Origin of the sequence: Maribacter confluentis, assembly GCF_030505015.1 — a bacterium.
Lineage (GTDB): Bacteria > Bacteroidota > Bacteroidia > Flavobacteriales > Flavobacteriaceae > Maribacter > Maribacter sedimenticola.
Genome location: NZ_JAUKUC010000001.1, coordinates 2,003,975 through 2,028,428, shown reverse-complemented (window position 1 = coordinate 2,028,428; position 24,454 = coordinate 2,003,975). Strand labels below are relative to the sequence as shown.

The 24,454-nt window shown below is 38.1% G+C and carries 28 protein-coding genes; 18 read left to right on the top strand and 10 right to left on the bottom strand.

Annotation, left to right across the window (positions count from 1 at the left end; translation table 11 throughout):
• The first annotated feature begins 38 nt into the window (after nucleotides 1–38).
• The 7 genes from Q2T41_RS08955 to Q2T41_RS08925 all read left to right on the top strand — a co-directional run bounded on the left by Q2T41_RS08955 (nucleotide 39) and on the right by Q2T41_RS08925 (nucleotide 6,346).
• Nucleotides 39–1,154 carry an NAD(P)/FAD-dependent oxidoreductase gene (locus Q2T41_RS08955; protein WP_304435791.1) on the top strand — a complete coding sequence of 372 codons (1,116 nt, stop codon included), beginning with the start codon at nucleotides 39–41 and terminating at the stop codon, nucleotides 1,152–1,154.
• Nucleotides 1,078–1,317, top strand: coding sequence for a hypothetical protein (locus Q2T41_RS08950; protein WP_304437485.1), 240 nt, complete (start codon nucleotides 1,078–1,080; stop codon nucleotides 1,315–1,317). The genes Q2T41_RS08955 and Q2T41_RS08950 overlap by 77 nt, the downstream gene beginning before the upstream one ends.
• The gene (locus Q2T41_RS08945; RefSeq protein WP_304435790.1) at nucleotides 1,314–1,925 is read left to right on the top strand and encodes a hypothetical protein; all 612 of its coding nucleotides are present in this window, start codon (nucleotides 1,314–1,316) and stop codon (nucleotides 1,923–1,925) included. The genes Q2T41_RS08950 and Q2T41_RS08945 overlap by 4 nt, the downstream gene beginning before the upstream one ends.
• On the top strand, nucleotides 1,912–2,382 hold the full coding sequence (locus tag Q2T41_RS08940) for a 3-oxoacyl-ACP synthase (RefSeq protein ID WP_304435789.1): 471 nt from the start codon (nucleotides 1,912–1,914) through the stop codon (nucleotides 2,380–2,382). The genes Q2T41_RS08945 and Q2T41_RS08940 overlap by 14 nt, the downstream gene beginning before the upstream one ends.
• 63 nt (nucleotides 2,383–2,445) lie before the next feature.
• The gene (locus Q2T41_RS08935; protein ID WP_304435788.1) at nucleotides 2,446–4,167 is read left to right on the top strand and encodes an IlvD/Edd family dehydratase; all 1,722 of its coding nucleotides are present in this window, start codon (nucleotides 2,446–2,448) and stop codon (nucleotides 4,165–4,167) included.
• Between the two features lie 3 nt (nucleotides 4,168–4,170).
• Nucleotides 4,171–5,499, top strand: coding sequence for a GntP family permease (locus tag Q2T41_RS08930; protein WP_304435787.1), 1,329 nt, complete (start codon nucleotides 4,171–4,173; stop codon nucleotides 5,497–5,499).
• A gap of 10 nt (nucleotides 5,500–5,509) precedes the next feature.
• A complete protein-coding gene (locus Q2T41_RS08925) occupies nucleotides 5,510–6,346 on the top strand; it encodes a fumarylacetoacetate hydrolase family protein (RefSeq protein WP_304435786.1) in 837 nt (278 codons plus the stop codon).
• On the opposite strand, the gene arfB is transcribed toward Q2T41_RS08925, so the two are convergent.
• From arfB to Q2T41_RS08890, 7 genes are all read right to left on the bottom strand, one after another.
• On the bottom strand, nucleotides 6,343–6,768 hold the full coding sequence (gene arfB, locus Q2T41_RS08920) for an alternative ribosome rescue aminoacyl-tRNA hydrolase ArfB (protein WP_304435785.1): 426 nt from the start codon (nucleotides 6,766–6,768) through the stop codon (nucleotides 6,343–6,345). The two genes, Q2T41_RS08925 and arfB, sit on opposite strands and share 4 nt — an antisense overlap.
• 227 nt (nucleotides 6,769–6,995) lie before the next feature.
• On the bottom strand, nucleotides 6,996–7,985 hold the full coding sequence (locus tag Q2T41_RS08915) for an ABC transporter ATP-binding protein (RefSeq protein WP_304435784.1): 990 nt from the start codon (nucleotides 7,983–7,985) through the stop codon (nucleotides 6,996–6,998).
• A gap of 87 nt (nucleotides 7,986–8,072) precedes the next feature.
• A complete protein-coding gene (locus Q2T41_RS08910) occupies nucleotides 8,073–10,229 on the bottom strand; it encodes a prolyl oligopeptidase family serine peptidase (RefSeq protein ID WP_304435783.1) in 2,157 nt (718 codons plus the stop codon).
• 85 nt (nucleotides 10,230–10,314) lie between these two features.
• Nucleotides 10,315–11,304, bottom strand: a complete 990-nt coding sequence (locus tag Q2T41_RS08905; protein ID WP_304435782.1) for an aspartate-semialdehyde dehydrogenase — start codon at nucleotides 11,302–11,304, stop codon at nucleotides 10,315–10,317.
• A gap of 237 nt (nucleotides 11,305–11,541) precedes the next feature.
• Nucleotides 11,542–11,949 carry a large conductance mechanosensitive channel protein MscL gene (gene mscL, locus Q2T41_RS08900; RefSeq protein WP_144803424.1) on the bottom strand — a complete coding sequence of 136 codons (408 nt, stop codon included), beginning with the start codon at nucleotides 11,947–11,949 and terminating at the stop codon, nucleotides 11,542–11,544.
• A gap of 79 nt (nucleotides 11,950–12,028) precedes the next feature.
• Nucleotides 12,029–13,138: an alanine racemase gene (gene alr, locus Q2T41_RS08895; RefSeq protein ID WP_304435781.1), complete on the bottom strand. Its 1,110-nt coding sequence runs from the start codon at nucleotides 13,136–13,138 to the stop codon at nucleotides 12,029–12,031.
• Complete coding sequence (locus Q2T41_RS08890; protein ID WP_089261102.1) at nucleotides 13,131–13,775, bottom strand: thymidine kinase; 645 nt, start codon at nucleotides 13,773–13,775, stop codon at nucleotides 13,131–13,133. Before Q2T41_RS08890 ends, alr begins: the two co-directional genes overlap by 8 nt.
• Nucleotides 13,776–13,880: 105 nt before the next feature.
• On the opposite strand from Q2T41_RS08890, the gene Q2T41_RS08885 reads away from it, so the two are divergent.
• The 8 genes from Q2T41_RS08885 to Q2T41_RS08850 all read left to right on the top strand — a co-directional run bounded on the left by Q2T41_RS08885 (nucleotide 13,881) and on the right by Q2T41_RS08850 (nucleotide 19,907).
• On the top strand, nucleotides 13,881–14,570 hold the full coding sequence (locus Q2T41_RS08885) for a DUF8457 domain-containing protein (RefSeq protein WP_304435780.1): 690 nt from the start codon (nucleotides 13,881–13,883) through the stop codon (nucleotides 14,568–14,570).
• Between the two features lie 61 nt (nucleotides 14,571–14,631).
• Nucleotides 14,632–15,303: a 16S rRNA (cytidine(1402)-2'-O)-methyltransferase gene (gene rsmI / locus Q2T41_RS08880; RefSeq protein WP_304435779.1), complete on the top strand. Its 672-nt coding sequence runs from the start codon at nucleotides 14,632–14,634 to the stop codon at nucleotides 15,301–15,303.
• 235 nt (nucleotides 15,304–15,538) lie between these two features.
• Nucleotides 15,539–15,775: a hypothetical protein gene (locus tag Q2T41_RS08875; protein WP_304435778.1), complete on the top strand. Its 237-nt coding sequence runs from the start codon at nucleotides 15,539–15,541 to the stop codon at nucleotides 15,773–15,775.
• A gap of 174 nt (nucleotides 15,776–15,949) precedes the next feature.
• Entirely contained in the window at nucleotides 15,950–16,786 is an 837-nt protein-coding gene (locus Q2T41_RS08870; protein WP_304435777.1) for an MbnP family protein, read from the top strand.
• Between the two features lie 51 nt (nucleotides 16,787–16,837).
• On the top strand, nucleotides 16,838–17,875 hold the full coding sequence (locus Q2T41_RS08865; RefSeq protein ID WP_304435776.1) for a cytochrome-c peroxidase: 1,038 nt from the start codon (nucleotides 16,838–16,840) through the stop codon (nucleotides 17,873–17,875).
• 3 nt (nucleotides 17,876–17,878) lie between these two features.
• Complete coding sequence (locus Q2T41_RS08860; protein ID WP_304435775.1) at nucleotides 17,879–18,850, top strand: transporter family protein; 972 nt, start codon at nucleotides 17,879–17,881, stop codon at nucleotides 18,848–18,850.
• 30 nt (nucleotides 18,851–18,880) lie between these two features.
• Complete coding sequence (locus Q2T41_RS08855; RefSeq protein WP_304435774.1) at nucleotides 18,881–19,225, top strand: HopJ type III effector protein; 345 nt, start codon at nucleotides 18,881–18,883, stop codon at nucleotides 19,223–19,225.
• Between the two features lie 109 nt (nucleotides 19,226–19,334).
• A complete protein-coding gene (locus Q2T41_RS08850) occupies nucleotides 19,335–19,907 on the top strand; it encodes a uracil-DNA glycosylase family protein (RefSeq protein ID WP_304437424.1) in 573 nt (190 codons plus the stop codon).
• A gap of 19 nt (nucleotides 19,908–19,926) precedes the next feature.
• Here Q2T41_RS08850 and Q2T41_RS08845 read toward each other — a convergent pair whose 3' ends face one another.
• From Q2T41_RS08845 to Q2T41_RS08835, 3 genes are all read right to left on the bottom strand, one after another.
• The gene (locus Q2T41_RS08845; RefSeq protein ID WP_304435773.1) at nucleotides 19,927–20,121 is read right to left on the bottom strand and encodes a helix-turn-helix transcriptional regulator; all 195 of its coding nucleotides are present in this window, start codon (nucleotides 20,119–20,121) and stop codon (nucleotides 19,927–19,929) included.
• Nucleotides 20,121–20,537: a hypothetical protein gene (locus Q2T41_RS08840; protein ID WP_304435772.1), complete on the bottom strand. Its 417-nt coding sequence runs from the start codon at nucleotides 20,535–20,537 to the stop codon at nucleotides 20,121–20,123. Before Q2T41_RS08840 ends, Q2T41_RS08845 begins: the two co-directional genes overlap by 1 nt.
• A gap of 448 nt (nucleotides 20,538–20,985) precedes the next feature.
• Nucleotides 20,986–21,588, bottom strand: coding sequence for a carboxymuconolactone decarboxylase family protein (locus tag Q2T41_RS08835; protein WP_058104690.1), 603 nt, complete (start codon nucleotides 21,586–21,588; stop codon nucleotides 20,986–20,988).
• Nucleotides 21,589–21,711: 123 nt separating this feature from the next.
• On the opposite strand from Q2T41_RS08835, the gene Q2T41_RS08830 reads away from it, so the two are divergent.
• From Q2T41_RS08830 to recJ, 3 genes are all read left to right on the top strand, one after another.
• Nucleotides 21,712–22,140 carry an OsmC family protein gene (locus Q2T41_RS08830; RefSeq protein ID WP_304435771.1) on the top strand — a complete coding sequence of 143 codons (429 nt, stop codon included), beginning with the start codon at nucleotides 21,712–21,714 and terminating at the stop codon, nucleotides 22,138–22,140.
• Between the two features lie 60 nt (nucleotides 22,141–22,200).
• Nucleotides 22,201–22,542: a four helix bundle protein gene (locus tag Q2T41_RS08825; protein ID WP_304435770.1), complete on the top strand. Its 342-nt coding sequence runs from the start codon at nucleotides 22,201–22,203 to the stop codon at nucleotides 22,540–22,542.
• A 101-nt stretch (nucleotides 22,543–22,643) separates the two neighbouring features.
• Nucleotides 22,644–24,332, top strand: a complete 1,689-nt coding sequence (gene recJ, locus Q2T41_RS08820; protein ID WP_304435769.1) for a single-stranded-DNA-specific exonuclease RecJ — start codon at nucleotides 22,644–22,646, stop codon at nucleotides 24,330–24,332.
• The last annotated feature ends 122 nt before the right edge of the window (nucleotides 24,333–24,454 follow it).

Sequence of the window (24,454 nt, the reverse complement as noted above, 5' to 3'; positions counted from 1 at the left end):
TTACTGATCTTTGGTTGCATCAATAAAACACAAAGAATATGGACCTCAGTTACTGGGAGCGTAAATCTTGGTTTTCAAATATAGATTTTACCATTATAGGAAGTGGTATTGTAGGGTTAAATTGTGCCTTGGCCTTAAATCATCGCTATCCCAAGGCTCGGATTCTGGTTTTGGAGAAAGGAAGTCTGCCACAAGGTGCCAGTACAAAAAATGCTGGTTTTGCCTGCTTTGGCAGTATTTCGGAAATTCTATCGGATTTAAAAAACCATACAGAACAGGAGGTGCAGGAATTGGTGTTCAATAGATGGCAAGGAATACAACTATTACGCAGCCTTTTGGGAGATACCGTATTAGGATTCCAGAATTATGGCGGTCATGAACTTTTCTTGGAAGATAGGGATGACTTGTTCCAAACTTGTAAGGAGCAGATAAAGCGGGTCAATGAGTTGTTACATCCTGTATTTCAGGATAATGCATTCAAAATTACTTCCAATCTTTTTAATTTTGGGGGAGTAAAGGACCATTATATCACTCATGCGCATGAAGGGCAAATAGATACGGGGGGCATGATGAGATCCTTGGTGCAATTGGTATTAAAAAAGAATATAACGATAATCAATTCGGTTACTGTGCGCTCTTTTGAGGATATAGGCACTAATGTGTTGGTACGTACAAATGATATAGAATTCAACACTAAAAAACTAATTATAGCTACCAACGGTTTCGCAAAACAATTGATACAAGAAGAGGTGCAACCTGCCCGTGCCCAAATAATACTAACAAAACCTATACTTGGACAAACAATAAAAGGTACTTTTCATTTAGACGAAGGGTTTTACTATTTTAGAAACATTGATAATAGAATTCTTTTGGGCGGAGGTAGAAATTTAGATTTTAAAGCTGAGGAAACTACCAATTTTGGAATGACTAATTTGGTTGAACGTAAATTAATTCACTTATTGAAAACGGTCATATTGCCCAATACTTCTTTTGAAATTGATATGAAATGGAGCGGTATTATGGGCGTAGGTGCTCAAAAGAAACCAATTGTTAAAAAAATGACCGATAATGTAGCCTGTGGGGTACGTTTGGGAGGTATGGGAATTGCCATTGGAACAAGTATTGGGCATCAATTGGCAGACTTGTTTAAATAGGCGTTTATCCGTTCATCCCGTTTTTTTTGATCTTGTCCAAAAGAGCGTTGTACTCTATAAATTATATCTAAATTGTAGCGCTCCACAACTTATCCAAGCGGATTATGATAGTTTATATGTAACAATAGGTTATGTATTGTGGAAAGCACTGGAAACTATATGAAAAAATTAATTGTTAGGTTTAATCTTGGTGTATTGTTGGCTGCCATTTTAAGTTGTGGTCTTTGGGGCTGTGGAGCGTCCAAGACACACTATCAAAGAGAATATGCCAAAGTCTGGAAAGAATTGATAAAATCACAGGCATGGAAAGAATCATTGATGACCAACGCTAGCAATGGTGCTACTGATTTTTATACTAGCGCGGAGGAAACTATTTCTTTGGCAGAAGATAATAGAGCTGCCCTTGATTTTGATAATAGATATCAAGAACTGGTTTCAAAAGCCTATTTTAAGATTATAACAGAGGCGGAAAAAGCTGATGCAATTATTACTGCCGAATACAAATTAATACAGTCAGAAGATTTAGCCAATGGCCATTATAAAAAAAGGGCACAGGAAATCACCAAGAAATATAATGCCCATAAAGCCATGTTGAGCGGATTAAAATCTTGGAATATCTTTAGTGAAGATCGCTCTGGAGATTTGAAGTATTTTAAGGCGGAGAACGAAAGGGCAATTCTTAAAATGATGCGTTCAGGTGAGCAGGACCACCAAATGGTCAATTATCTGATTTATAAATTGGCAGATTTATACCACGTTGAAGAAAACTAACGATTTCCAGGAACTAAAAGACAATGCATATCAATTTTGTGGTCAATTTGTGGCTGATAAATTTGATAAAATTCATTTGCAGATAACAGAATTAGAAGCGGCTTTAACTACAGAGACCAAGAGTAGTGCGGGAGATAAACACGAAACTGGTAGGGCTATGATCCAATTGGAACGCGAAAAATTGGGCCAACGCTTGGCAGAATTGGAAAAAACAAAACAGGTATTTTCTAAAATTCCAAAAGACTCGGGTAGCACAAATATTGGTCTAGGTAATTTGGTGGTTACCGATGCGGCCCTGTATTATATAGGAATTTCTGCCGGAGTATATGGGCAAGGTATATCGTTGGTCTATTGTATCTCTGCCGGAACACCTATTGGACAATTACTTTTTGGGAAATCTATAGGTCAACATTTCAGTTTTAACGGTAAGACCATTACGATACTAACAATTCACTAATTTTTCGTATAAATTATTTCGCTATCTTAATCCCGGGGTTCGTTTTATTGCCTAAATGATAATATGGATAAGAAGCAGAAATTACGTAGTAGCGAGTGGTTTGGTGGTAATGATAAAATGGGTTTTGTGCATAGATCTTGGTTAAGAAACCAAGGCTACCCAGATGATTATTTTGAAGGAAAACCCGTAATAGGTATTTGTAATACCTGGTCAGAATTGACACCGTGCAATGGTCATCTACGTGATTTTGCCGAAGTTGTAAAAAGGGGGGTGTTAGAAGCAGGGGGCTTTCCTTTGGAATTTCCGGTGATGTCTTTGGGCGAAACCATAATGAAACCCACCACCATGTTATTTCGCAATTTGGCAAGTATGGATACGGAAGAGTCCATACGCGCCAATCCTTTGGACGGTATTGTGTTATTGACGGGATGTGACAAAACAACTCCTTCTACAATCATGGGTGCCTGTAGTGTTGACCTGCCTACCATTGTGGTTCCAGGAGGGCCAATGTTGAGCGGTAGGTTTAGAGGGGAAAAAATAGGGTCCGGTTCCATGAACTGGATGATAAAGGAACGCCAGGAAATTGGGGGTTATACCACCAAGGATATACGCGAAGCCGAGGTTTGTGTTGCCAGAAGTATTGGGCATTGCAATACTATGGGCACTGCCTCCACCATGGCTACAATGTGTGAAGCCCTTGGACTGACCTTGCCAGGGTTTTCATCGATACCCGCTGTGGATTCCAGAAAAAAGCTACACGCACAATTATCCGGAAGAAGAATTGTGGAAATGGTTAAGGAAGACCTCACACTTTCTAAAATATTGACAAGAGAGGCATTTGAAAATGCTATTATTACCAATGCAGCGGTAGGGGGTTCTACCAATCTTATCATTCATCTTATAGCCATAGCGGGTAGAATTGGGGTACAATTAAACTTAGAAGATTTTGATCTTGTGGGCAGTAAGGTACCTTTGTTGGTGAACTTAAAACCTTCGGGAACATATTTAATGGAAGATTTTTTCTACGCGGGAGGATTGCCGGTTGTTATGAAAGAATTACGTCCCTTATTACATCAAAGGGCCAATACGGTGAACGGAAAGAAAATTTCTGATAATTACGATGATGTAACATGTTATGAGAGAGATGTAATTGCCACCTTGGACAAACCTTTTCAAGAAAAGGCCGGTATTGCTGTATTAAAAGGAAATCTTTGTGAAAAAGGGGCCGTTATAAAACCATCTGCGGCTACGCCAAGGTTAATGCACCATCGTGGAGAAGCGGTAGTTTTTGAAAGCATGGAAGATTACCATGAACGTATAGACGACCCTAATCTAGAAATAGATGAGAACAGTGTTATTGTTTTAAAAGGAGTTGGACCAAAAGGATATCCGGGAATGCCTGAAGTAGGTAATGTGGACCTTCCCAAAAAATTATTGGCAAAGGGAATAACGGATCTTGTTCGTATTTCTGATGGGCGAATGAGCGGAACAGCTGCAGGAACAGTAATTCTGCATGTTTCACCGGAATCTACCATAGGGGGTACCTTGGCATTGGTTAAAAATGGCGATATGATAGAGTTGAACGTTACCAACCGTACCTTACATCTAGATGTAGAATTGGAAGAGCTATTCAAACGTAAAAAGGAATGGGTTGCTCCGGAACCTTTGGCAAAACGAGGATATGTTAAAATGTATATTGACCATGTAGAACAAGCGGATAAAGGTGCAGATTTGGATTTTCTTGTGGGTGGTTCTGGGTCTAAAGTAGAACGAGATTTACACTAGACTATGGAAATATTTTATCTCATTATTGCTGTCGTTGCCATTATTATATTAACGACCAAACTAAAAATTCATGCTTTTTTGGCCTTGTTCGTCATTTCTATATTATACGGGGTTTTTGCCGGTATGCCGTATCCAGATATCATAGTTTCCATAAATGACGGATTTGGGGGAACGTTAGGTAAAATAGGCTTGATCATAGTCCTTGGCGTTATTATAGGTGCATTTTTGGAAAATACGGGTGGAGCATATGCCATTGCAGAAAAAGTACTAAAGATTATTGGTAGTAAAAGAGTACCAACCGCCATGGGCATAATTGGGTATATCGTTTCTATACCGGTATTTGCCGATAGTGGTTTTATGTTGTTACATCCATTGAACAAAAGCCTTTCCAAAAAAGCAAAAATATCCATTGCCGGTCCCGCCATTGCCTTGGGCTTAGGTCTAATGGCCTCTCACACTATGGTGCCACCAACTCCAGGTCCTATTGCGGCAGCTGGTATTTTGGAAGCAGATTTAGGATTGGTAATTGCCTTTGGTTTTCCAACAAGTATAATTGCATTGGTCGTAGGAATTATTTTTGCCAGGAAGCATGCCTCCAAAACCTATATAGAACCAGGTATAGAAATCGCAGAGGAAACCATAGCGGCATCAAATGACACCCCAAGCGCATTTAAGGCCTCTATTCCTATTTTGGTCCCCATTGTACTAATTGTATTGAAGTCTGTCCTAAATCCTGTAAAAACTGGATTAAACAACGGTTTTGTTGAACTAATAAATTTTGTGGGAGAACCGGTAATTTCCCTATTGATCGGAATCCTGTTATGCCTGCTATTGCCTAAAAAATTAAATGAGGATATGTTGTCTTCTTCGGGTTGGGTAGGTAAGGCCATCAAAGATGCTGCATCTATTATTCTCATTACGGGTGCGGGAGGAATTTTTGGTAAAATTTTACAGAATTCCGGCATAGCGGATATTTTGGGACAGACCTTGACAGATTATAATATGGGTATTTTTCTGCCATTTGTTTTGGCAGCGGCCATAAAAACCGCCCAGGGTTCCTCAACGGTTGCTTTGGTCACAACAGCATCCATTATTATGCCTATGATGGGTTCGCTTGGTTTTGATTCTGAAATACAAAAGGCCCTAGTGGTTATTGTAATTGGTGCGGGATCGGCGGTCGTGTCCCACGCCAATGATAGTTTTTTTTGGGTAGTGACCCAAATGAGCGGCATGAATGTAAATACCGGGTATAGGCTATTTAGTTTAGGTAGTGGTCTACTTGGACTTACAGGAGCGATTGCCGTATTTATTTTCTATACAATTTTTGCATAATCTTAGTTAAATGAAGGTATATCATACACAAAAAGGAATATTGGTCGAGGAAAATGCCATGTTTCATTTACTTGAACAAGAAAATTGGGATTCGTTTATAAACGATGATCATATAATTGCCAATACCCGTTCAAAACTGAACGAAGGCAATAAAATTAACGAGGTGGATGCTATCCTGCTCAACCAATTGAAAGCACCGGTTAAAAGTCAAGAAATATGGGCAAGTGGAGTAACCTATTATAACAGTAAACTAGGTAGGGAAGAAGAATCCAAGGAGTCTGGTGGAAGTAGTTTTTATGCCCGGGTATATGAGGCGGACCGGCCAGAATTGTTCTTTAAGGCAACGGCACACCGTACCGTAGGTAACGGGGGTACTGTGAGAATAAGGAAAGATTCAACTTGGAATGTGCCAGAACCGGAATTGAGTTTGGTCATTACTTCCACAGGCAAAATAATTGGATATACTATAGGTAATGACATGAGCTCTAGAAGTATTGAGGGCGAAAATCCTTTGTACCTGCCCCAAGCAAAAACGTATGATGGGTGTGCTGCATTAGGTCCTTGTGTATTGTTAAGCTATGACCCGCTGCCTAAAAACACCCAAATTGGATTAATAATCAAAAGGGCAGGTACAATCGCATTCAAAAAGGAAATTGGAATAGATCAGATAAAGCGGGAATTAGGTGATATCGTAGCATATCTATATAGGGAATGTTCATTTCCAAACGGAAGTATATTGATGACCGGTACGGGTATTATTCCCCCAACCGAATTTACGCTGGCTATCGGTGATGAGGTAATTATTTCAATTGATGGTATAGGAAGTTTGGTAAATACGGTTGGTTAATATGTGGGCTTGCTCCTTTGTTCTTTTTTGAGCGAAGCTATTTTTTTGCTTTTTAGTCTTTTTTCAATTGAAGATCTTGTGGGTTTACTTTTTTTCCGGGGTTTTGGAATGGTTAAAGTACTGTTCATCAATTTAAAAAAACGCTTTAAAACCAATTCCTTGTTCTTATGCTGACTTCTAGTTTCATCGCACTGTAAAATTAACAAGCCATCATTGGTTAATCTACTCTTTAGTTTAAGTAAAATTCTTTTTTTCTCCTTATCCGTTAATCCGGCGGAATCGTTTAAATTAAATGTAAGTTCAATTTTTGAAGAAACCTTGTTGGCATGTTGTCCACCTGGACCACCACTTCTAATAGCCTTGTATTGTAATTCGGTAAGAATTTGATTTTGGTCCACAATTTCATTTTCACAAAAGTACATAAAAACAAATGTTCCTAAATTTCATTGAAAAATAGGAACAGTAGTATATCTCAAAGACTTTTTATGGTCTATAACAGTGGTAAAAGCAGCATTGCAAAAACAACCAAGGCCAATACAAAGTGTAATTTTTTCATGGGATAAATTTAATATTCAGGACACTAACGCATTGCATTGAAAAATAGTGTATTACAACAAAACGTATTAAATAGTAGATGTGGTCTTAAATATTAAATCTTTGTGGCCTCTTGAATTCGCTGGTTAATGGTTTCAATGGCAACATTTAAATAGACCACTTTGCCTTTGGGCAGTAATTGTTCTGCATTGAAGAAAACGGTTTCTCCATCTTCGTTCTTGCTTTCGGTTAAATAATGGCTTCCCATGGGATATGCTTTTTCTACTGTAACCTGTAACCCTGAAGATGGTGATACCCTAAATTCATGGGCATAGACAATAATTTTTCGTTTTGTGTTTGCATAGGTTTTCAGTACGTCTATAGCGATCATGCTGGCCTCACCAAATAAAGAAGCTACATAGAGAGACTTTGGATTGCGGTAAAGTTCCATAGGTCTGGCCCTAGCTATAACTTCTTTATTACTAAGTACAACGGCGCGGTCTGCAAACGGCAAAACGTCGTGCACATCATGGGTAGCAACGATAGTCGTAATCCTATTTTCCTTTAAGTAATTGAAAATATTCCGTCGTAAGCTGTTTTTTAAAAAATTGTCAATATGTCCAAAAGGTTCATCCAATAACAGAACTTCTGGCTTTTGTGCCAATACCCTTGCCAAGGCTACACGTTGTTGTTGCCCACCGCTTAAGGTCTTTACTTTTTTATTCGCAAAATCCGTAAGCTCTATCAATTCCAAAAGTTCCTGTGTTCTTTGTTTGAGCTCATCAGGATAAAAAACGGATAAATATTGACTAATGTTTTCTGCCACAGTAATGAAGGGCATCAGATCAAAGTCCTGGGAAAGATATTTCATAAAAGGTGCGCCTGGCACCAAATTATAGGCAGGTCCAAGAATCTGCTCATCTTCCCAAAATATTTCACCATGTTCCAGATCCATTAGACCATATATAAGTTTGAGCAATGTGCTCTTACCACAACCACTCTCCCCAATAATGGCAACATGTTCTCCGCGTTGTATACGGATATCTATGAATGACAGGACCTCTAAATCATCATAGGAAAAGGAAAGATTTTCTACTCGTAGCATGTATTTGATCTTTGATGTGCAAAATTGAAAAATCCGCTTCTATTTGAAACGGATTTTTCAATATTTTATTGATTCCTAGAAAAAAACTTACTCTTTAAAATCTTTAAGTACACTTTTGTTCGGCAGTTCGGTGTATCCCATATTGAACAAGGTAAAGCCATAAATATCGGCATATTGTTCAATGGTTTTGCTTACCGGAGTGCCTGCTCCGTGACCAGCATTGGTTTCAATACGGATCAAGGTAGGGTTTGTGCCTGTTTGTTTTTCCTGTAATTCTGCCGCAAATTTAAAACTATGGGCGGGTACTACCCTATCATCATGATCACCTGTGGTTACCAATGTAGCAGGATATTCAGTACCGGCCTTTACATTGTGTACCGGTGAATATCCCTTAAGATATTCAAACATTTCTTTAGTGTCTTCTGCCGTACCATAGTCATAGGCCCAGCCTGCGCCGGCGGTAAAGGTGTGGTAGCGTAACATATCCATAACACCAACAGCAGGCAATGCCACTTGCATTAAATCCGGTCTTTGTGTCATGGTTGCACCGACCAACAAACCACCATTGGATCCGCCCCTTATGGCCAAATAATCCTTTGATGTATACTTGTTGGCAATAAGGTATTCCGCTGCGGCAATGAAGTCATTGAATACATTCTGTTTTTTAGTTTTGATACCCGCATTATGCCATTTTTTACCGTATTCTCCACCGCCTCGTAAATTAGGAACCGCATAAACACCTCCTTGCTCCATCCAGACGGCATTTGTAATGCTGAAAGAGGGGGTTAAACTTACATTGAATCCGCCATAACCATATAATATCGTTGGGTTTTTACCATTAAGTTCCAGACCTTTTTTATAGGTGATCATCATAGGAATCTTGGTGCCGTCCTTAGAATCATAGAACACTTGTTTAGACTCATAGTCCTCTGGATTAAAATCTATTTCAGGTTTCCAATAAAGTTCATATGAACCGCTTTCAACATCATACTTATAGGTTGATCCGGGCGTATTGTAGTTCGTAAACGAAAAATAGAACTCCTTATCTTCTTTTTCTCCACCAAAACCACTTGCGGAACCTAATCCCGGCAACTTTACCTCCCGTATAAGTTTACCGTCATAATCATATTGAAAAACTTTTGAAATTGCATCTACCATATATTCTGCAAAGAAGTAGCCACCTCCCGTACTGGGACTAAGTACGTTTTCTGTTTCAGGGATAAAATCTTCCCAAAGCTCCTCCTGTGGATTATTGGCATCTACGGTGACAATTTTTTTATTGGGTGCATTCCTATCGGTTACGATATAAAGCTTTGAGCCCACATTGTCAATAACATAGTTGTCAGAAGAGGTATCCTCTACAATAGGAATCAATAGTGCATTAGGGTCTTCCAAGTCTTGGATGAACAATTTGTTACCAGAAGTGGATACAGATGCGCTAATAATCAAATATTTATTGTCATCTGTAACGCTTGCTCCTATATATCTGTGTTTTTCCAAAGGTGTTCCACCAAATATTAATTTATCCGTCTGTTGTGAAGTGCCTAGTTTATGGTAATAAACCTTGTGCTGGTCAGTTTTTGCGGAGAGTTCACTTCCTTTGGGCTTATCATAGCTGGAATAATAGAAACCGTCGTTACCACGCCAAGAAATACCACTGAATTTGATATCTACAAGAGTATCCTCAATAATTTCATTAGTTATGGCATTCATAACGATTGCCTTGCGCCAATCGCTTCCTCCTTCTGAAATTAAATAGGTTGCCAAAGAGCCATCCTTGGTAAAGGTCAACCCTGCCAGTGAAGTGGTCCCATCTTCTGAAAATGTATTGGGATCAAGAAAAACTTCTGGCTCCTCGTCATCTTTTTCCCTGTAGACTACATATTGGTTCTGCAATCCGTCATTTTTATAAAAATAGGTATAATCTCCCCTTTTTTTAGGAGAACCTAACTTCTCATAGTTCCATAATTTTTCCAGTCTTTTTTTTAAATCTTCCCTAAATGGAATTTGTTCCAAATAGCCAAAAGTTGTTTTGTTCTGGTCTTTCACCCAAGACTCTGTCTCTGGGCTTCTATCATCTTCTAACCAACGATAAGGGTCTTTTACTTCAGTTCCAAAATAGGTGTCCTTAGTATCTACTTTTGCAGTGGTGGGGTAATTCACGATAATAGGTTGTGGTTTGGCTTCATTTTTACATGAAGAAATTAAAATAAGGGTCAAAAGACCGGGTAGTATTATTTTCATTAGTAGTTGAGTTTCTACTAAATTAAGATAAAAAAACCTCCAAAACATATATGTTTTGAAGGTTTTAACGTTCTGTTAATAAGGTTTAGACCAAACCTTTTTCTACCAAATATTCTGAAATTTGTACGGCATTTGTTGCGGCACCTTTTCTTAGGTTGTCTGCAACTATCCACATATTCAATGTATTACGTTGGGTCTCATCTCTACGTATGCGTCCTACGAACACTTCGTCCTTATCATGGGCATAGATAGGCATTGGGTAGGTGTTTGTGTCTGGATTATCCTGTACCGTTACACCGGGCATATCATTTAAAAGTTGACGTACTTCATTTAAGTCAAAATCATTTTCAAACTCTACGTTGACAGACTCTGAATGTCCTCCTGCGGTAGGAATACGTACTGCAGTTGCACTTACCGAAAACGTGCGGTCATCTAATATCTTTTGCGGTTCCCTGGCCAATTTCATTTCTTCTTTTGTATAACCGTTCTCTAAAAAGACATCGCAATGAGGGAGGGCATTTCTTCCAATAGGATAAGGATACGCCATTTCCCCCTGTACACCGGCAACCTCATTTTCTAACTGTTTTACAGCTTTGACACCCGTACCGGAAACGGATTGGTATGTGGAAACGATTACACGCTTCATATGGTATTTTTGGTGTAATGGATGAAGGCACATAACCAATTGAATGGTAGAGCAATTAGGATTGGCTATAATCTTATCTTGTGCCGTTAATTCATAAGCATTGATCTCTGGTACGATCAACTTTTTTGTAGGGTCCATTCTCCAGGCAGAAGAATTGTCTACCACTGTTGTACCTACTTCCGCAAATTTTGGAGCCCATTCCAAAGAGGTGTCTCCACCAGCTGAAAATATGGCGATATTTGGTTTTGCCGCTACTGCATCCGCTAGCCCGATAACGGTATATTCCTTACCTTGAAAGTTCATTTTTTTACCTACGGAACGTTCAGACGCTACCAACAACAATTCGGTCAACGGAAAATTACGTTCTGCCAAGACTTTAATCATTACTTCGCCAACCATACCTGTGGCACCGATTACAGCTACTTTCATTTTTTATACATTATAAATTATGCGGCAAAAATAACTAATACTTCTACCTCTACAAGCAAAAACGCAAAGATTAATCAAAATATAACAAAATGTTTAATTTATAACATTTTCATTATGTTGTAAATAAGGTATTGATTAAAAAAAAGAACCGTCAACGTTGTTAGCGAAACAGCGTTGACGGTTTAAGTTAAAATTTGTTGCAGTGCAACGGTTCCCTTAGATAGGGTATGTTTTTAATTACTTTTTTAAAGCATCTCTGATCTCTGCCAATAATTCTTCGGCAGTAGGACCAGCTGGAGCCTCTTCTACTGGAGCAGGAGGAGTTTTGGTCTTGTTGTAAGCTTTTACAATTATGAACAATACAAAACCAACGATAACCAAGTTGATGATCGCATTGATCCATTTTCCGTAAAGAATGGCATTTTCTGGTTTAGTAACCGTACCATCGGCAGCAACAACTGCTTCGTCCAATACAACTTTCATATCGGCAAAATCAAGACCACCGCTAAAATGACCAACAATTGGCATCATAACGTCGCTAACGAACCCGCTAACAACTAATCCCATAGCGCCGGCAAGTAATACGGCTACGGCTAAATCTATGACGTTACCCGTCATAATAAACTCCTTAAATTCTTTTAACATGTTTCTAGTGTTTTATTAATGGTTAATATTAAACTACGGCAAGGTACTAAAAATTTTCAATCCTTAAAATAATGTTAAATTAATTCTTGTATATAACGCGTGGTATACGTTGGGATATTCCGGTCAATAGTTCATAGGAAATAGTATCCGCGGTACCAGAAAATTCCGTGGCCGGCAGTTTCTTCCCAAAAATTATGACTTCATCGCCTTCCTCACATTCAATTTCGGTAACATCTACCATAATCATATCCATACAAACATTTCCCACTATTGGCGCTAATTGGCCATTAATACGAACAAAAGTATTGCCTTGGCCGTATTGCCTACCTATACCATCTGCATGGCCTAGGGGCAAGGTGGCGGTGACCGTTGGTTTTTTGGATACATACTTTCGATTATAACCTACGGACTCTCCTGCCGGAATAGTATGTTTCTGGGCTATTATGGTCTTTAATGTTACCACGGGTATTAAATCCGCATCTATAGTTGCATCGTTTCCGTATCCGTAAAGGCCAATACCGCTACGTACCATATCCAATTGCGCGTTTGGGTAATTAATAATGCCAGAGGTATTTAGTACATGTTTGATTAGTTTATAGCCGAATAATGTTTCGGCCTTATTGCAAATGGCTTCAAATCGATTTAATTGTAATTGGGTAAATTCGGTTTCATTACGGTCTTCCGTTGCGGCCAAATGAGATAAAATAGCTTTGACCTTTATAGCATGTTGTGCCTCTGTAGCGGTATAAATTTTTGGTAAATCCGCATAGGTAAAACCTAACCTGTTTAAACCGGTATTAAATTTCAAATGAATTGGATAAGCCAATTTGCCCAGTTCTTGTGCCGTTCTAATAAATTGTTCTAAAATGGCGTGGGAGTAAATGCTGGGTTCCAAATTATGTTCGATCAGCGTTTTAAAGTGTACTTTTTGGGGGTGAAGCACCAAAATAGGAATGGTTATACCTGCCTTTCTAAGTGCTATACCTTCATTAACATAAGCTACTGCAAAATAGTCCACTTGAGCCTTTTGTAGGCACATGGCTATTTCTTGGGCATCGCTCCCATAACCGTAGGCCTTGACGACAGCCATGAATTTGGTTTCTGGCCTTATGCGTGAGCGTAGATAACGGTAATTGTGCACTAATGCGTTCAAATCGATCTCTAAAACCGTTTCTGTTGCTTTAGCCATTTTTATGCTGTTTTGGGACTTTGATTTCTTGCGATTTGACCTCTAGCGACTTTACACTTTCCTTAAGTTTTGCTTTATAGAATGCCCCACGGCTTAAAGGTTCATATTCGTCTACTTCACCCAGCATAACCAAGTTGTCATTGCTGGATTTTCTAAAACTATAATTGGCCAAATTACCGGTACGTGTGCATATGGCATGTACTTTGGTAACATATTCTGCAGTTGCCATTAAAGCGGGCATTGGACCAAAAGGTTTACCTTTAAAGTCCATATCCAGACCGGCCACGATAACTCTGACCCCTTTATTTGCCAGGTCATTGCAAACCGTAACGATTTCGTCATCGAAGAACTGAGCCTCATCTATTCCGATAACATCACAGGTATCTGCAAGAATCCTAATATTTGCGGCAGCTGGTACCGGTGTAGAACGAATTTCGTTTGCATCATGGGAGACAACCATTTCGTCATCATAACGTGTATCTACCATAGGCTTAAAGATTTCAACCTTTAGCTTGGCAAATTGGGCACGTTTTAGCCTTCTGATCAATTCTTCTGTCTTTCCAGAAAACATGGACCCGGCAATGACTTCTATCCATCCGAATTGTTCTTTCGGATTCACTGTGTTTTCAAGAAACATTTTGTAATTTTAGACGAAAATAAGGGGTTTTTCGTTTATTATTTAAACGAGGATAAAGTTATTAAAAAAAGCCGCCTTCTTGGTCTTGACATAAAAAATTGTGAGATGAAAAATAAGTTGAAAAAGGAGTTAAGGAAATTATCTACCGATATTCTTACGGCAGATGATCTCGATGATATTGCAGGGCTTTATGAAAAGTCCCGATTACTTTATGAAAAATTGGCCGTCCTTAAGTTTATAGAAGTTGAACTTAAAGACATGGAAGTAAATGTCTCCAAAAACGCCATTGCCGCCAAGTTTGAAGAATTGGCCAATGCCGTGTTGGATTCCAACAAATCGGTTCCTGAAAACAATCCACATGAGGAAGATATCATGATTCCCGGCATGGATACCATTAAGGATATGGTGTCAGAAATGCCCAGTAATGGGGAGTTAGAGGATGTTTTGGCAGATTTTATGTCAAAGCCCAATTATATGAAAAACGATAAGGAGCTTTTTATGCCTTCAAATGAAGACTTGCAGAAAAAAGAGTTGGCACCTAAGTCACTGAACGATCGTTTGGGAAAAAGCAATGTCAAGGTTGATCTTAATGACCGTTTGGCATTTGTAAAACATTTGTTCAATAATAATATGGAAGACTACAACCGTGTACTATCCCAATTAAATACTATAGATACTGAAGAGCGATCTATTGCTTTTATACAAAATATGGTAAAACCCGATTATAACAATTGGGAGGGCAAGGAACCTTTTGAAGAGCGATTTTTAGAATTGGTATCACGTAGATTCGCTTAAAAATATTTTTGAATCACTGTACACACCCGGCACTTGTGTTGGGTGTTTTACTTTAGAATAGATGGGAAAACTGTATTTAGTGCCTACACCAATAGGCAATTTGGAAGATATGACCCTAAGGGCCATACGTGTTCTTAAGGAGGTGGATCTTATTCTTGCAGAAGATACCCGTACCAGTGGAAAGCTCTTGCAACATTTTGAAATTGCTACACCAATGAAAAGTCATCATATGCACAATGAGCATAAAATGGTCGATTTTTTAGTGGGAAAACTAAAAGGTGGTGAGCATATTGCATTGATTTCCGATGCTGGCACGCCGGCAATTTCAGATCCTGGATTTTTATTGACCCGTGCCTGTGTAGAAGCAGGTGTTGAGGTAGAATGCTTGCCAGGAGCCACGGCTTTTGTACCCGCATTGGTCAACAGTGGTTTGCCAAATGACAAATTTGTTTTTGAAGGATTTCTTCCGGTAAAGAAGGGAAGGCAAACACGTTTAAAGTTATTGGCAGAAGAACCGCGCACCATTATCTTTTATGAATCTCCACATAAACTTTTAAAGACATTAGGAAATTTTGTTGAATTTTTTGGTGCAGAAAGACCGGTTTCCGTATCAAGGGAATTAACTAAGTTGTACGAAGAAACCTTTCGTGGAACTGCCGAAGAAGTTTTAAAACATTTTACGGAAAAACCGCCAAAAGGTGAGATTGTTATTATTGTTGGAGGGAATAAATAGGAGTGATTCAAATCATTCAAAATAAAGAACCCTAAGTGTTAATTTGGAGAAATAAATAAGAAATTTTCAAAAATGAGAATTACCTTTACTCCAGTTTAGCATGAAAAAAATTCTCACATATACCTTTATTCTTCTTTACCTCACTGCAATGGTAAAGCCGGTATTGCCTGTGTTAGAATATGTGATAAATCAAGATTATATTGCTGAAGTACTGTGTATCAATAAAGACAAACCCATGCTTAATTGTGATGGTAAATGTTACTTGGCACAAATGATCAAAGAGCAACAAGAAAAAGATCATCAAGATATACCTTCTGCCGATCTTCGCGAATATCCTATTGGCTTTGTAAATATTCTTGATGTTCATTTTGAAAGTGTATTGATCAAAACAGCTTTGGATTCAATGCATCCTAACTTGAACGAACAACAGTTTATATCTACTGTTTTTCGTCCACCAAATTTCATCTCCTAAATAGCATTATAGATTAGGCAAGCTTATTTAAAGTGATGCCCAGCTATGTGTTATTACCACGACTCAAATCCTGAAGTCGGGGGTAACTGATCAATTATTTTATTTAAAAATATCTTATGCCTGTGCATAAGGTGAAACCATTACAATGACAAGAATGTAACAAGCCAGTTTTACATGGCTTCTGCATTCATAATAATATATCAACAGATGAAATCTATATATAAAATTTTGGCAATAACCTTAGTGTTAACCGTATTTGTTAGTTGTAGCAGCGATGATGATACTGCTACGGAGTTAACTGGCGAGAACAGTGTAACGCTTGAGTTTGATAACAGTGTGGGATCAGATGATCTTTTACTGGCAACATCTAGCTATACCAATTCCCAAAATGAAACATTGACAATTACAAGGCTCAATTATATTGTCAGTAATTTTCGTTTAACCAATGATCAAGGTGAAACCTTTACTTATGAAAAAGATGACAGCTACTTTGTTACCAGTGAAGAAACCGGTAATACAGAGGTAGTGTTAGAGAATATACCTGCGGGAACCTATGTGTCTATCACTTTTGGTGTGGGTGTAGATCAAGAAAAGTACCTTCAAGGTGCTGAAGGTCAGGGCGATTTTTTAACCGTAGCCGAAGAGACCAATATGATGTGGTCATGGCAGGCAGGCTATAAGTTTTTAAATTTCGAAGGAACGTTTACTTCGGATACCGTGACCGAAACCACAGATTTTAAAGTGCATATGGGTAGTCATGGTTCAAGCTTGGATAATTATAAGGAAGTTACCCTAAGCCTGGGTACAGATGCTTTGGTAAGTGATGAAATGTCTCCCATTGTTCACCTAGTGGCAGATGCCAATGCTATTTTAGACGGAGCGCATAAATTATCACTTTCTAAACAGTCCGTAATTATGGTAAGCGAAGAAAAGTCGCCATTGGTGGCCTTAAATACGGCAAGTATGTTTACGGTAGATCACGTACATAACGGATCAGAACACTCACATTAATCACATATGGGGTCGCTAAATTTTAGCGGCCCTGTTTTAAAATTAAAACAGATGAAATATCTATTTTGGGTATTGCTGTTAGTGTGTTTGGTGTCCTGTAATAATGAGGAATATCTACCATTGGAGAATACCTTGTTGACCGTAGAAGTTCCTGAGAATTTTCCTGATTTGGTATATGATATAGAAGCCAACCCGCCAACACAATTAGGTATTGAGTTGGGTAAGAAATTATTCTATGATGGTAATCTCTCTTCTAACGGTTTTATCTCGTGCGGGTTCTGCCATGAGCAAAATTTTGCATTCACCCACCACGGTCATCAATTTAGTCATGGTGTAGATGATTTGGAAGGCACAAGAAATACGCCTACCATTTCTAACATGGCATTTTTTAATGAATTTGCTTGGGATGGCGCTACATCGCATTTAGACCTTTTTCCAATCATACCTATAACCAATGAGGTAGAAATGGGGGAAACCATGACGGGAGTCATCAATAAACTCATAGCGGACAGTGAATATCAGCAACAGTTTGAAAATGCTTTTGAAGAAGGTGGTGTAAACGCCGAGAATTTTTTAAAGGCCTTATCCCAGTTTATGGTCATGATGATTTCCTCAAATGCTAAGTATGACAAATTTGTACGGAATGAAGAGGGCGGCGAATTAACCGAAGTTGAAGTTTTTGGTTTATCGGTTTTTCAGCAAAAGTGTGCCACTTGCCATGCCACTGATCTATTTACCGATGGTAGTTTTAGAAACAATGGCTTGCCGCCCAATCCTCAGTTGAACGATGTTGGTAGGGCTGAGGTTAGCGGTAGTGTTAATGATAATTACAAGTTTAAAGTGCCCAGTTTACGTAATGTAGCGCTAACGGCTCCTTACATGCACGATGGTAGGTTCGGTAGCCTAGAATCCGTACTGAATTTTTATGCCAATGGCGTTGTAGATTCAGAAACATTGGATGATTCTTTAAGAACGGATGACGGACTTGGAATAGCATTAAGCGATGCGGAAAAAGAAGGGCTATTGGCCTTCTTTGAACTATTGACAGATGAGACTTTTATAAATGACGAACGATTTTCAGAATATTAAAAAATGAACAAGATTATAATATATATGTTTTTGCTTGGCGGACTATTTAGTGCCAAAGCAAATGATTTGCTAGAAGTAGAATCTGATTGTATTTGGAAAAATACCGATTTTGAATATTTCTGCGACACCTGTGGCTGCGGGGGTAATGGTGGTAGCATGGGTTTTGGTACAGGGTTGAACAATAATTTCGTAGGGTTGAGATATATAGGTCAGAAGTATCGTTCAAGAGATGGTATTTTTGATAATTCGCCTTGGATCAACGAAAACTTCAATACGGTACAGGCCTGGGGTAAATTCCCGGTGAGTAAACGGGTATTGTTAAATGCTCTTTTACCTTATCATTTTCATAATAGGACCTTTGCGGATAATACCGAACAACGTATTGAAGGTGTTGGTGATGCTACGGTATTGGCGTATTATCTATTACTTAGCCAAACTCCGGATAGTTTGGTCTCCATAGGAGCGGAACACACTTTACAGATTGGTGGCGGGGTCAAGGTGCCCACGGGAAGTTTTGATGCTGCAAATATTGAAGGCACCGTAAACCCAAGTTTTCAATTAGGTACGGGTAGTTGGGATTATCTTTTTGCCACAAATTATGGGGTGGTACATAGAAATTGGGGTCTGTCCGCATCAGTAAATTATACGCTCAAGACAGAAAATAGTACAAATTATCAATTTGGAAATCAATGGAATTTAACACTAAACACCTATAAGACCTACTATGTGTCCAATACAATTTCACTTACACCGCAAGTAGGACTGGGAAGCGAAATTTTTTCCGAGAACAAGGAATTTGGTTTAAAGGTATCAGATACAGGTGGCGAAGTTTATTTTGCCCGATTGGGTTCTGAAACGAATTACAAGAGGTATTCATTTGGTATCTCAAGCATGTTGCCAATATCCCAAAACTTAAATAACGGAAAGGTGGAAGTAAAAAATAGGGTTTCCTTATATTTAAACATTAATATATGAAGAAGCATAATTAGATTAAATATAGAATTAATGACAATAGAAGAGTACAAGATAAAATTGGCAATACGGCCTAAGGAGATGTCTTTTTCGGAAACCATGGATGTAATTGATGCCAATTATCAATTTACTCCAACATCATTTACCAATGGGGAATTAGATAACGAGGCCGGCCAAAATTCCGGTTCGTGCAAGGTTTTTGCTTTTGCCAAGAAAGCGGGGTTGTCCAAAGACGAAACTTTAGCCTGTTTTGGCTCTTATTATTTCGATGAAGTTTTAAAGGAACCTAATGGTGAGGGGCATCAAAATATTAGAAATTTCATGAAAACAGGATTTGAAGGATTGCATTTTAATGGTGAGCCTTTAATGCCACTTTAGAAGTCAAGCGTAATTGTGACCCAATTAGTATCAAGGTTTTAAATCCGTATGACTTCAGTAATTAAAAGTCAGGTTCTTGGGGTTTTGGTACGATTTACAAGAGAACGATATGCAAGATTTATTAACTGAAATAAGAGGATGTCAAGTGTGTAAGGCCCATTTGCCTTTAGAACCACGACCAATTGTTGCAGGATCTATAAATTCTAAGATTATATTGGTAAGTCAGGCACCAGGTAGAAAAGCCCATGTCGAAAATAAAGCTTGGGATGACCCTAGTGGTAGAAAATTACGGGAATGGCTTGGTGTTACGGACGATGAGTTCTATAATCCAGGTAATTTCGGAATATTACCAATGGGATTTTGTTATCCTGGAAAAGGAAAAACAGGCGATTTACCACCAAGAAAAGAATGTGCACCCTTGTGGCATTCTAAAGTGTGGGAACAATTTGAGAATGTAAAATTGATTTTGTTGATAGGTAAATATGCACAAGACCAGTATTTAGGTAAACAATCAAAAAAGAACCTGACAGAGAATGTACTTCATTATGAAGAATATTTACCCAAGTTTTTTCTTTTACCGCATCCTTCTCCCGTAAATCGTTTTTGGCGCAGTAAAAATCCTTGGTTTGAAGATGAGTTGGTTGGAGAATTGCAGAAATTGGTTGCTGGTATTTTAGGTTGAATATATAAACATGAATGAGCTATTCTTCTAATAAAAATAATTCTTCTACACTAAGGCTGAACAATTTTGCCATTTTGATTGCTAAAATTACTGAAGGGTTAAATTTGTTTTTCTCTATCGCGTGAATAGTTTGTCTTGAAACCCCTAGTTTTTCTGCTAAATCTGCTTGGGTAAGATCCAATCGAGCGCGTTCTACTTTTACTAGGTTTTTCATTAGTGAAATTGTCTTTTCTTAAAATAAAATATCATTAGAAATATAATAATGAAGATATATAGGGGATAGGAAAGGTTAAACATCATTTCGGCATTGATTAAATGTAAAATGAGGGTTGTCGCTAAACATATTATAGTAGCTAGTTGATATGATTCTAACCTTAATTTGGTAATATAATCATCCTCTACTTTTTCTTTGGACAACATATAAACCAACATTCCTAGAATCGTCAAAATATTTGCATATTTCATTATGGTAGGATGCAATAATTCATGAATAAATGGTGAATTTTCATTGCTTTCAAAAGGTTGGGTAAATCCCATAAAAAAAGAAATAATTGAAGGTATTCCACAGAAAATAATGAAAGTAAATAGTCCAACTATTTTAAACTTATTAGGTAGTATTTGTAAACTCATAATCTATTATTATACACTAAAAGTAAATAATACTTTACATAATGACAACTATAATAGTTATTTTATCTAATAGTAAAGAGTTTTAAGGTTATAAATAAATGTTGTGATATGGTAAAGAGTGCAACTAAATTCAAACGATTCCGGCTATTTTTTCCAATGAAGTTTAAAACAAGTCTTTTGTAATTGTTACAAGTATTTAATGATCACTTCGAGTGAATTTTTGAGGCACGAGAAAATTAGTATCGAGAAGCTTACGTATTCCAAAAGGTTCTAGATACATTTTTTCTTTTTGTTCTACTGTAAGCAAAACCACTCCAACTGACCGTAGTAAAAGCTAAGGGTTTATATTCAGAATTAAACAGATTGCGTCGTTCCTTGCAATGACGAATTTTTTAATTTCCATCAACCATCAACCATCAACCATCAACCATCAACCATCAACCATCAACTAATAAACCGACCCATCATGCTTTCCTTTTTCCCAGCCATGTTTACCTAGGTATTGGTCGGCACTTTCAACAGCTCCTGTTTCAATAGATGTCCCCATAGAATCGTTCCAGCGGTTAAGATATCCAAAGAGGGAGATTACGCCTAGCATTTCAACAATTTCACCTTCGTTCCAGTGTTGGTATAAACGTTCTTTTATTTCGGCATCAACACCGTTGGGTACTTGTGAGGCCTGTAAGGAGAAATCTAAAGCGGCACGTTCCGCATCGGAAAACGCAGGGTGTGTTCTGTATTCCCAAATATTATCTAGCTGTTCTTGTTCCGCACCATAGCGTTCTGCAGCGCGTATGGCATGAGCTTGGCAATATCTACAACCCGTAGCATTGCTACTCACCCACGCAATCATTCTTTTTAGGGCAGAGGTAACCCTGCCTTCATTGGCCATAACGGCTTTGTTAAGATTAATGAAAGCTTTGGATATTGCGGGTCGGTGCTGCATGGTCAAGACTGAATTAGGGCAAAATCCAAGTGTTTCGTTGAAAAATGCAGCCAGTTCTTTGGTCTCGGGATCATGATTTGGGTCAAGTGGTGTTACTAATGCCATAGTTGAATCTTAAGGAATTGTTTGTTAGTGATATCTCTAAATTGATGGGGTAACCCATGTTGTGGTGCTCAGAATAACCGCTTAGATTATCGTATTTTTGTATTCTACAAGAAACAAAAAATTATGAGCACAACAAATCATATTACCACGAAATGGTTAGGCAATATGTCCTTTGAAAGTAACAACCCATCTGGGCATTCTTTAAAAATTGATATCGCCAAAGAAGATGGTGGTGACAGTAGTGGGTTAAGACCAAAAGCACTTATGCTTTCTTCATTGGCCGGTTGTTCAGGACTGGATGTTGCGGCAATGTTCAAAAAAATGAAGTTAGAGGTAGATGAGTTTCATATTGAAACCATTGCAAATCTTACGGATGAACACCCAAAGTACTACGATAAGGTAGTGATTGAGTATCATTTTCACGGTGCAGATTTAGCGGAGAAAAAACTGCAAAGAGCAGTAGACCTATCCATTGATAAGTATTGTGGAGTAATGGAGATGTTTAGACAATTTGCTGAACTGGAGATTAAGACTGTATTTCATAAGAAGTAAAAAAACTCAAATACAAATTCAAAAATCAAATACAAGTAGATGTCTAAAAAGCCGTATGATTTGGAGGAAAGATTAGTAAATTTTGCAGCTGATGCTGCTCTATTTTGTAAAGGGATTCTGAATGATTTTACAGGACAGTACTATGGACATCAACTTTTAAGGTCTGCAGGTAGTTCGGTCCTTAATTTTGGAGAAATGCAAGGTGCTCAAACAGATAAAGATTTTAAGAATAAGGCAACAATCTCCTTAAAAGAATTAAATGAATCTAGAATCAATTTAAAGATTCTAACTAAGAAACAATATGGTGATAGTGCCAGAAGATTAAAGATATTGGATGAAGTTGAGCAACTAATAAAAATTTTAGCAACTATTATTAAAAACAAGAAACAAACGAATACTTAGATTTTAGTTTTTAATTTCACATTTAGATTGAATTTATTATTTGAGTTTGTATTTAAGTTTTGAACACTGCCAACTGTTACTGAAAACTGATTACTAAAACCATGCGCTGGACAATTAAACCGAAACCAAAACAAGAAGATATCAATGCTTTAGCCGATGCGTTAAAGGTCGATGAGTTGGTGGCGCAATTGTTGTTGCAAAGAGGTATATCTACCTATGATGAGGCAAAGCATTTTTTTCGACCACAGTTAAGTGATCTTCATGATCCTTTTTTAATGAAGGATATGGATATTGCCGTTCATAGAATTGAAGAAGCCATTGCCAATGGTGAGAATATTTTAGTGTATGGAGATTATGATGTTGATGGTACAACGGCCGTGGCTTTAATGTCATCCTATCTGTTAAGTTATTACCCAAATGTGGCAACCTATATTCCCGATCGCTATGATGAAGGGTATGGGGTTTCCTTTAAAGGTATCGACTTTGCCGAGGACAACGGTTTTTCACTGATCATTGCTTTGGATTGTGGGGTAAAGGCGATAGATAAAATTGCCTATGCTCAACAAAAAGGAATTGATTTTATTATTTGTGACCACCATAGACCTGGTACAATATTACCAAGTGCTGTAGCTGTCTTAGACCCTAAAAGAGAAGATTGTTCATATCCGTATGATGAATTATGTGGTTGTGGTGTTGGTTTTAAGCTGATTCAGGCATTGGGTTCCCGTAGAGGTGAAACTATAGATGATGTAATCTATTATCTTGATTTAGTGGCAACTGCAATAGGAGCGGACATTGTACCGATAACTGGGGAGAATCGTATATTGGCTTTTTATGGCCTACAGGTTATCAACCAGCAGCCTAGAATTGGTTTTAAAGCTATAATTGACCAAATCAATAAAAAGGAACTTACTATTACAGATGTTGTGTTCATTATTGCTCCTAGAATAAATGCTGCCGGTAGAATGAAACATGGGCAACATGCCGTAAATCTGTTGACAGAAACCGATATGGGACAGGCCTTGAAATTTGCTGCGGAAATAGAGAAATTCAATGCGGATAGAAAAGGTCTGGATAAATCCATAACTGAAGAAGCATTGGTCCAGATCAAGGAAAATGGAGAAATAGAAGGTTTTACATCTGTGGTATATCATGATTCGTGGCATAAGGGCGTAATTGGCATTGTTGCTTCGCGTTTAATAGAAACCTATTACAGGCCTACATTGGTATTTACAAAAAGCGGGGACAAATTGGCGGCTTCCGCAAGATCTGTAAAAGGGTTTGATGTGTACAACGCATTGGAGGGGTGTGCAGATTATATAGAACAATTTGGAGGACATAAATACGCAGCGGGTCTCACTTTATTGGAAGAGCAGTACCATAATTTTAAACATCAGTTTGAGAAGGTGGTCAAGGAAACCATAGAGCCACATTTACTTATCCCGGAAATAACCATTGATTCCAAAATTACCCTTAAGCAGATAACACCAAAATTAATGCGCATATTAAAGCAATTTGCTCCTTTTGGCCCAGGGAATATGTCACCTGTATTTATAGCGGAAAATGTGGCCGACACGGGTTATGCAAAAGGTGTCGGGGCCAATGGTGCACATTTAAAGGTAGCGGTAGTACAGCAGGACAGTTATAAAATTGACGGTATTGGTTTTAATTTAGGAGATAAATTACCGCTGGTTACGGGCAGAAAACCTTTTGATGTTGTTTTCTCCATTGATGAAAATGAGTGGCAAGGTACGGTAAGTCTACAATTAAAAATAAGGGATATTAAATAAGTCTGGCGCATTATAATTTTAAGAATACGCATAGTTTTACTATTAGCTATGGGTTATTTGCTGTTATTAATTTCAAAAATTCATCAATAAATTGCCGTTTATAGTCTATTAAGTAGGTCGAT

What these genes read in the sequence shown, in the direction of transcription:
- Q2T41_RS08955 (WP_304435791.1), top strand. Translation starts at nt 39, where the DNA reads ATGGACCTCAGTTACTGGGAGCGTAAATCTTGGTTTTCAAATATAGAT.
- Q2T41_RS08945 (WP_304435790.1), top strand. Translation starts at nt 1,314, where the DNA reads ATGAAAAAATTAATTGTTAGGTTTAATCTTGGTGTATTGTTGGCTGCC.
- Q2T41_RS08935 (WP_304435788.1), top strand. Translation starts at nt 2,446, where the DNA reads ATGGATAAGAAGCAGAAATTACGTAGTAGCGAGTGGTTTGGTGGTAAT.
- Q2T41_RS08930 (WP_304435787.1), top strand. Translation starts at nt 4,171, where the DNA reads ATGGAAATATTTTATCTCATTATTGCTGTCGTTGCCATTATTATATTA.
- Q2T41_RS08925 (WP_304435786.1), top strand. Translation starts at nt 5,510, where the DNA reads ATGAAGGTATATCATACACAAAAAGGAATATTGGTCGAGGAAAATGCC.
- arfB (WP_304435785.1), bottom strand. Translation starts at nt 6,768, where the DNA reads ATGTACTTTTGTGAAAATGAAATTGTGGACCAAAATCAAATTCTTACC.
- Q2T41_RS08915 (WP_304435784.1), bottom strand. Translation starts at nt 7,985, where the DNA reads ATGCTACGAGTAGAAAATCTTTCCTTTTCCTATGATGATTTAGAGGTC.
- Q2T41_RS08910 (WP_304435783.1), bottom strand. Translation starts at nt 10,229, where the DNA reads ATGAAAATAATACTACCCGGTCTTTTGACCCTTATTTTAATTTCTTCA.
- Q2T41_RS08905 (WP_304435782.1), bottom strand. Translation starts at nt 11,304, where the DNA reads ATGAAAGTAGCTGTAATCGGTGCCACAGGTATGGTTGGCGAAGTAATG.
- mscL (WP_144803424.1), bottom strand. Translation starts at nt 11,949, where the DNA reads ATGTTAAAAGAATTTAAGGAGTTTATTATGACGGGTAACGTCATAGAT.
- alr (WP_304435781.1), bottom strand. Translation starts at nt 13,138, where the DNA reads ATGGCTAAAGCAACAGAAACGGTTTTAGAGATCGATTTGAACGCATTA.
- Q2T41_RS08890 (WP_089261102.1), bottom strand. Translation starts at nt 13,775, where the DNA reads ATGTTTCTTGAAAACACAGTGAATCCGAAAGAACAATTCGGATGGATA.
- Q2T41_RS08885 (WP_304435780.1), top strand. Translation starts at nt 13,881, where the DNA reads ATGAAAAATAAGTTGAAAAAGGAGTTAAGGAAATTATCTACCGATATT.
- rsmI (WP_304435779.1), top strand. Translation starts at nt 14,632, where the DNA reads ATGGGAAAACTGTATTTAGTGCCTACACCAATAGGCAATTTGGAAGAT.
- Q2T41_RS08875 (WP_304435778.1), top strand. Translation starts at nt 15,539, where the DNA reads ATGCTTAATTGTGATGGTAAATGTTACTTGGCACAAATGATCAAAGAG.
- Q2T41_RS08870 (WP_304435777.1), top strand. Translation starts at nt 15,950, where the DNA reads ATGGCTTCTGCATTCATAATAATATATCAACAGATGAAATCTATATAT.
- Q2T41_RS08865 (WP_304435776.1), top strand. Translation starts at nt 16,838, where the DNA reads ATGAAATATCTATTTTGGGTATTGCTGTTAGTGTGTTTGGTGTCCTGT.
- Q2T41_RS08860 (WP_304435775.1), top strand. Translation starts at nt 17,879, where the DNA reads ATGAACAAGATTATAATATATATGTTTTTGCTTGGCGGACTATTTAGT.
- Q2T41_RS08855 (WP_304435774.1), top strand. Translation starts at nt 18,881, where the DNA reads ATGACAATAGAAGAGTACAAGATAAAATTGGCAATACGGCCTAAGGAG.
- Q2T41_RS08850 (WP_304437424.1), top strand. Translation starts at nt 19,335, where the DNA reads ATGCAAGATTTATTAACTGAAATAAGAGGATGTCAAGTGTGTAAGGCC.
- Q2T41_RS08845 (WP_304435773.1), bottom strand. Translation starts at nt 20,121, where the DNA reads ATGAAAAACCTAGTAAAAGTAGAACGCGCTCGATTGGATCTTACCCAA.
- Q2T41_RS08840 (WP_304435772.1), bottom strand. Translation starts at nt 20,537, where the DNA reads ATGAGTTTACAAATACTACCTAATAAGTTTAAAATAGTTGGACTATTT.
- Q2T41_RS08835 (WP_058104690.1), bottom strand. Translation starts at nt 21,588, where the DNA reads ATGGCATTAGTAACACCACTTGACCCAAATCATGATCCCGAGACCAAA.
- Q2T41_RS08830 (WP_304435771.1), top strand. Translation starts at nt 21,712, where the DNA reads ATGAGCACAACAAATCATATTACCACGAAATGGTTAGGCAATATGTCC.
- recJ (WP_304435769.1), top strand. Translation starts at nt 22,644, where the DNA reads ATGCGCTGGACAATTAAACCGAAACCAAAACAAGAAGATATCAATGCT.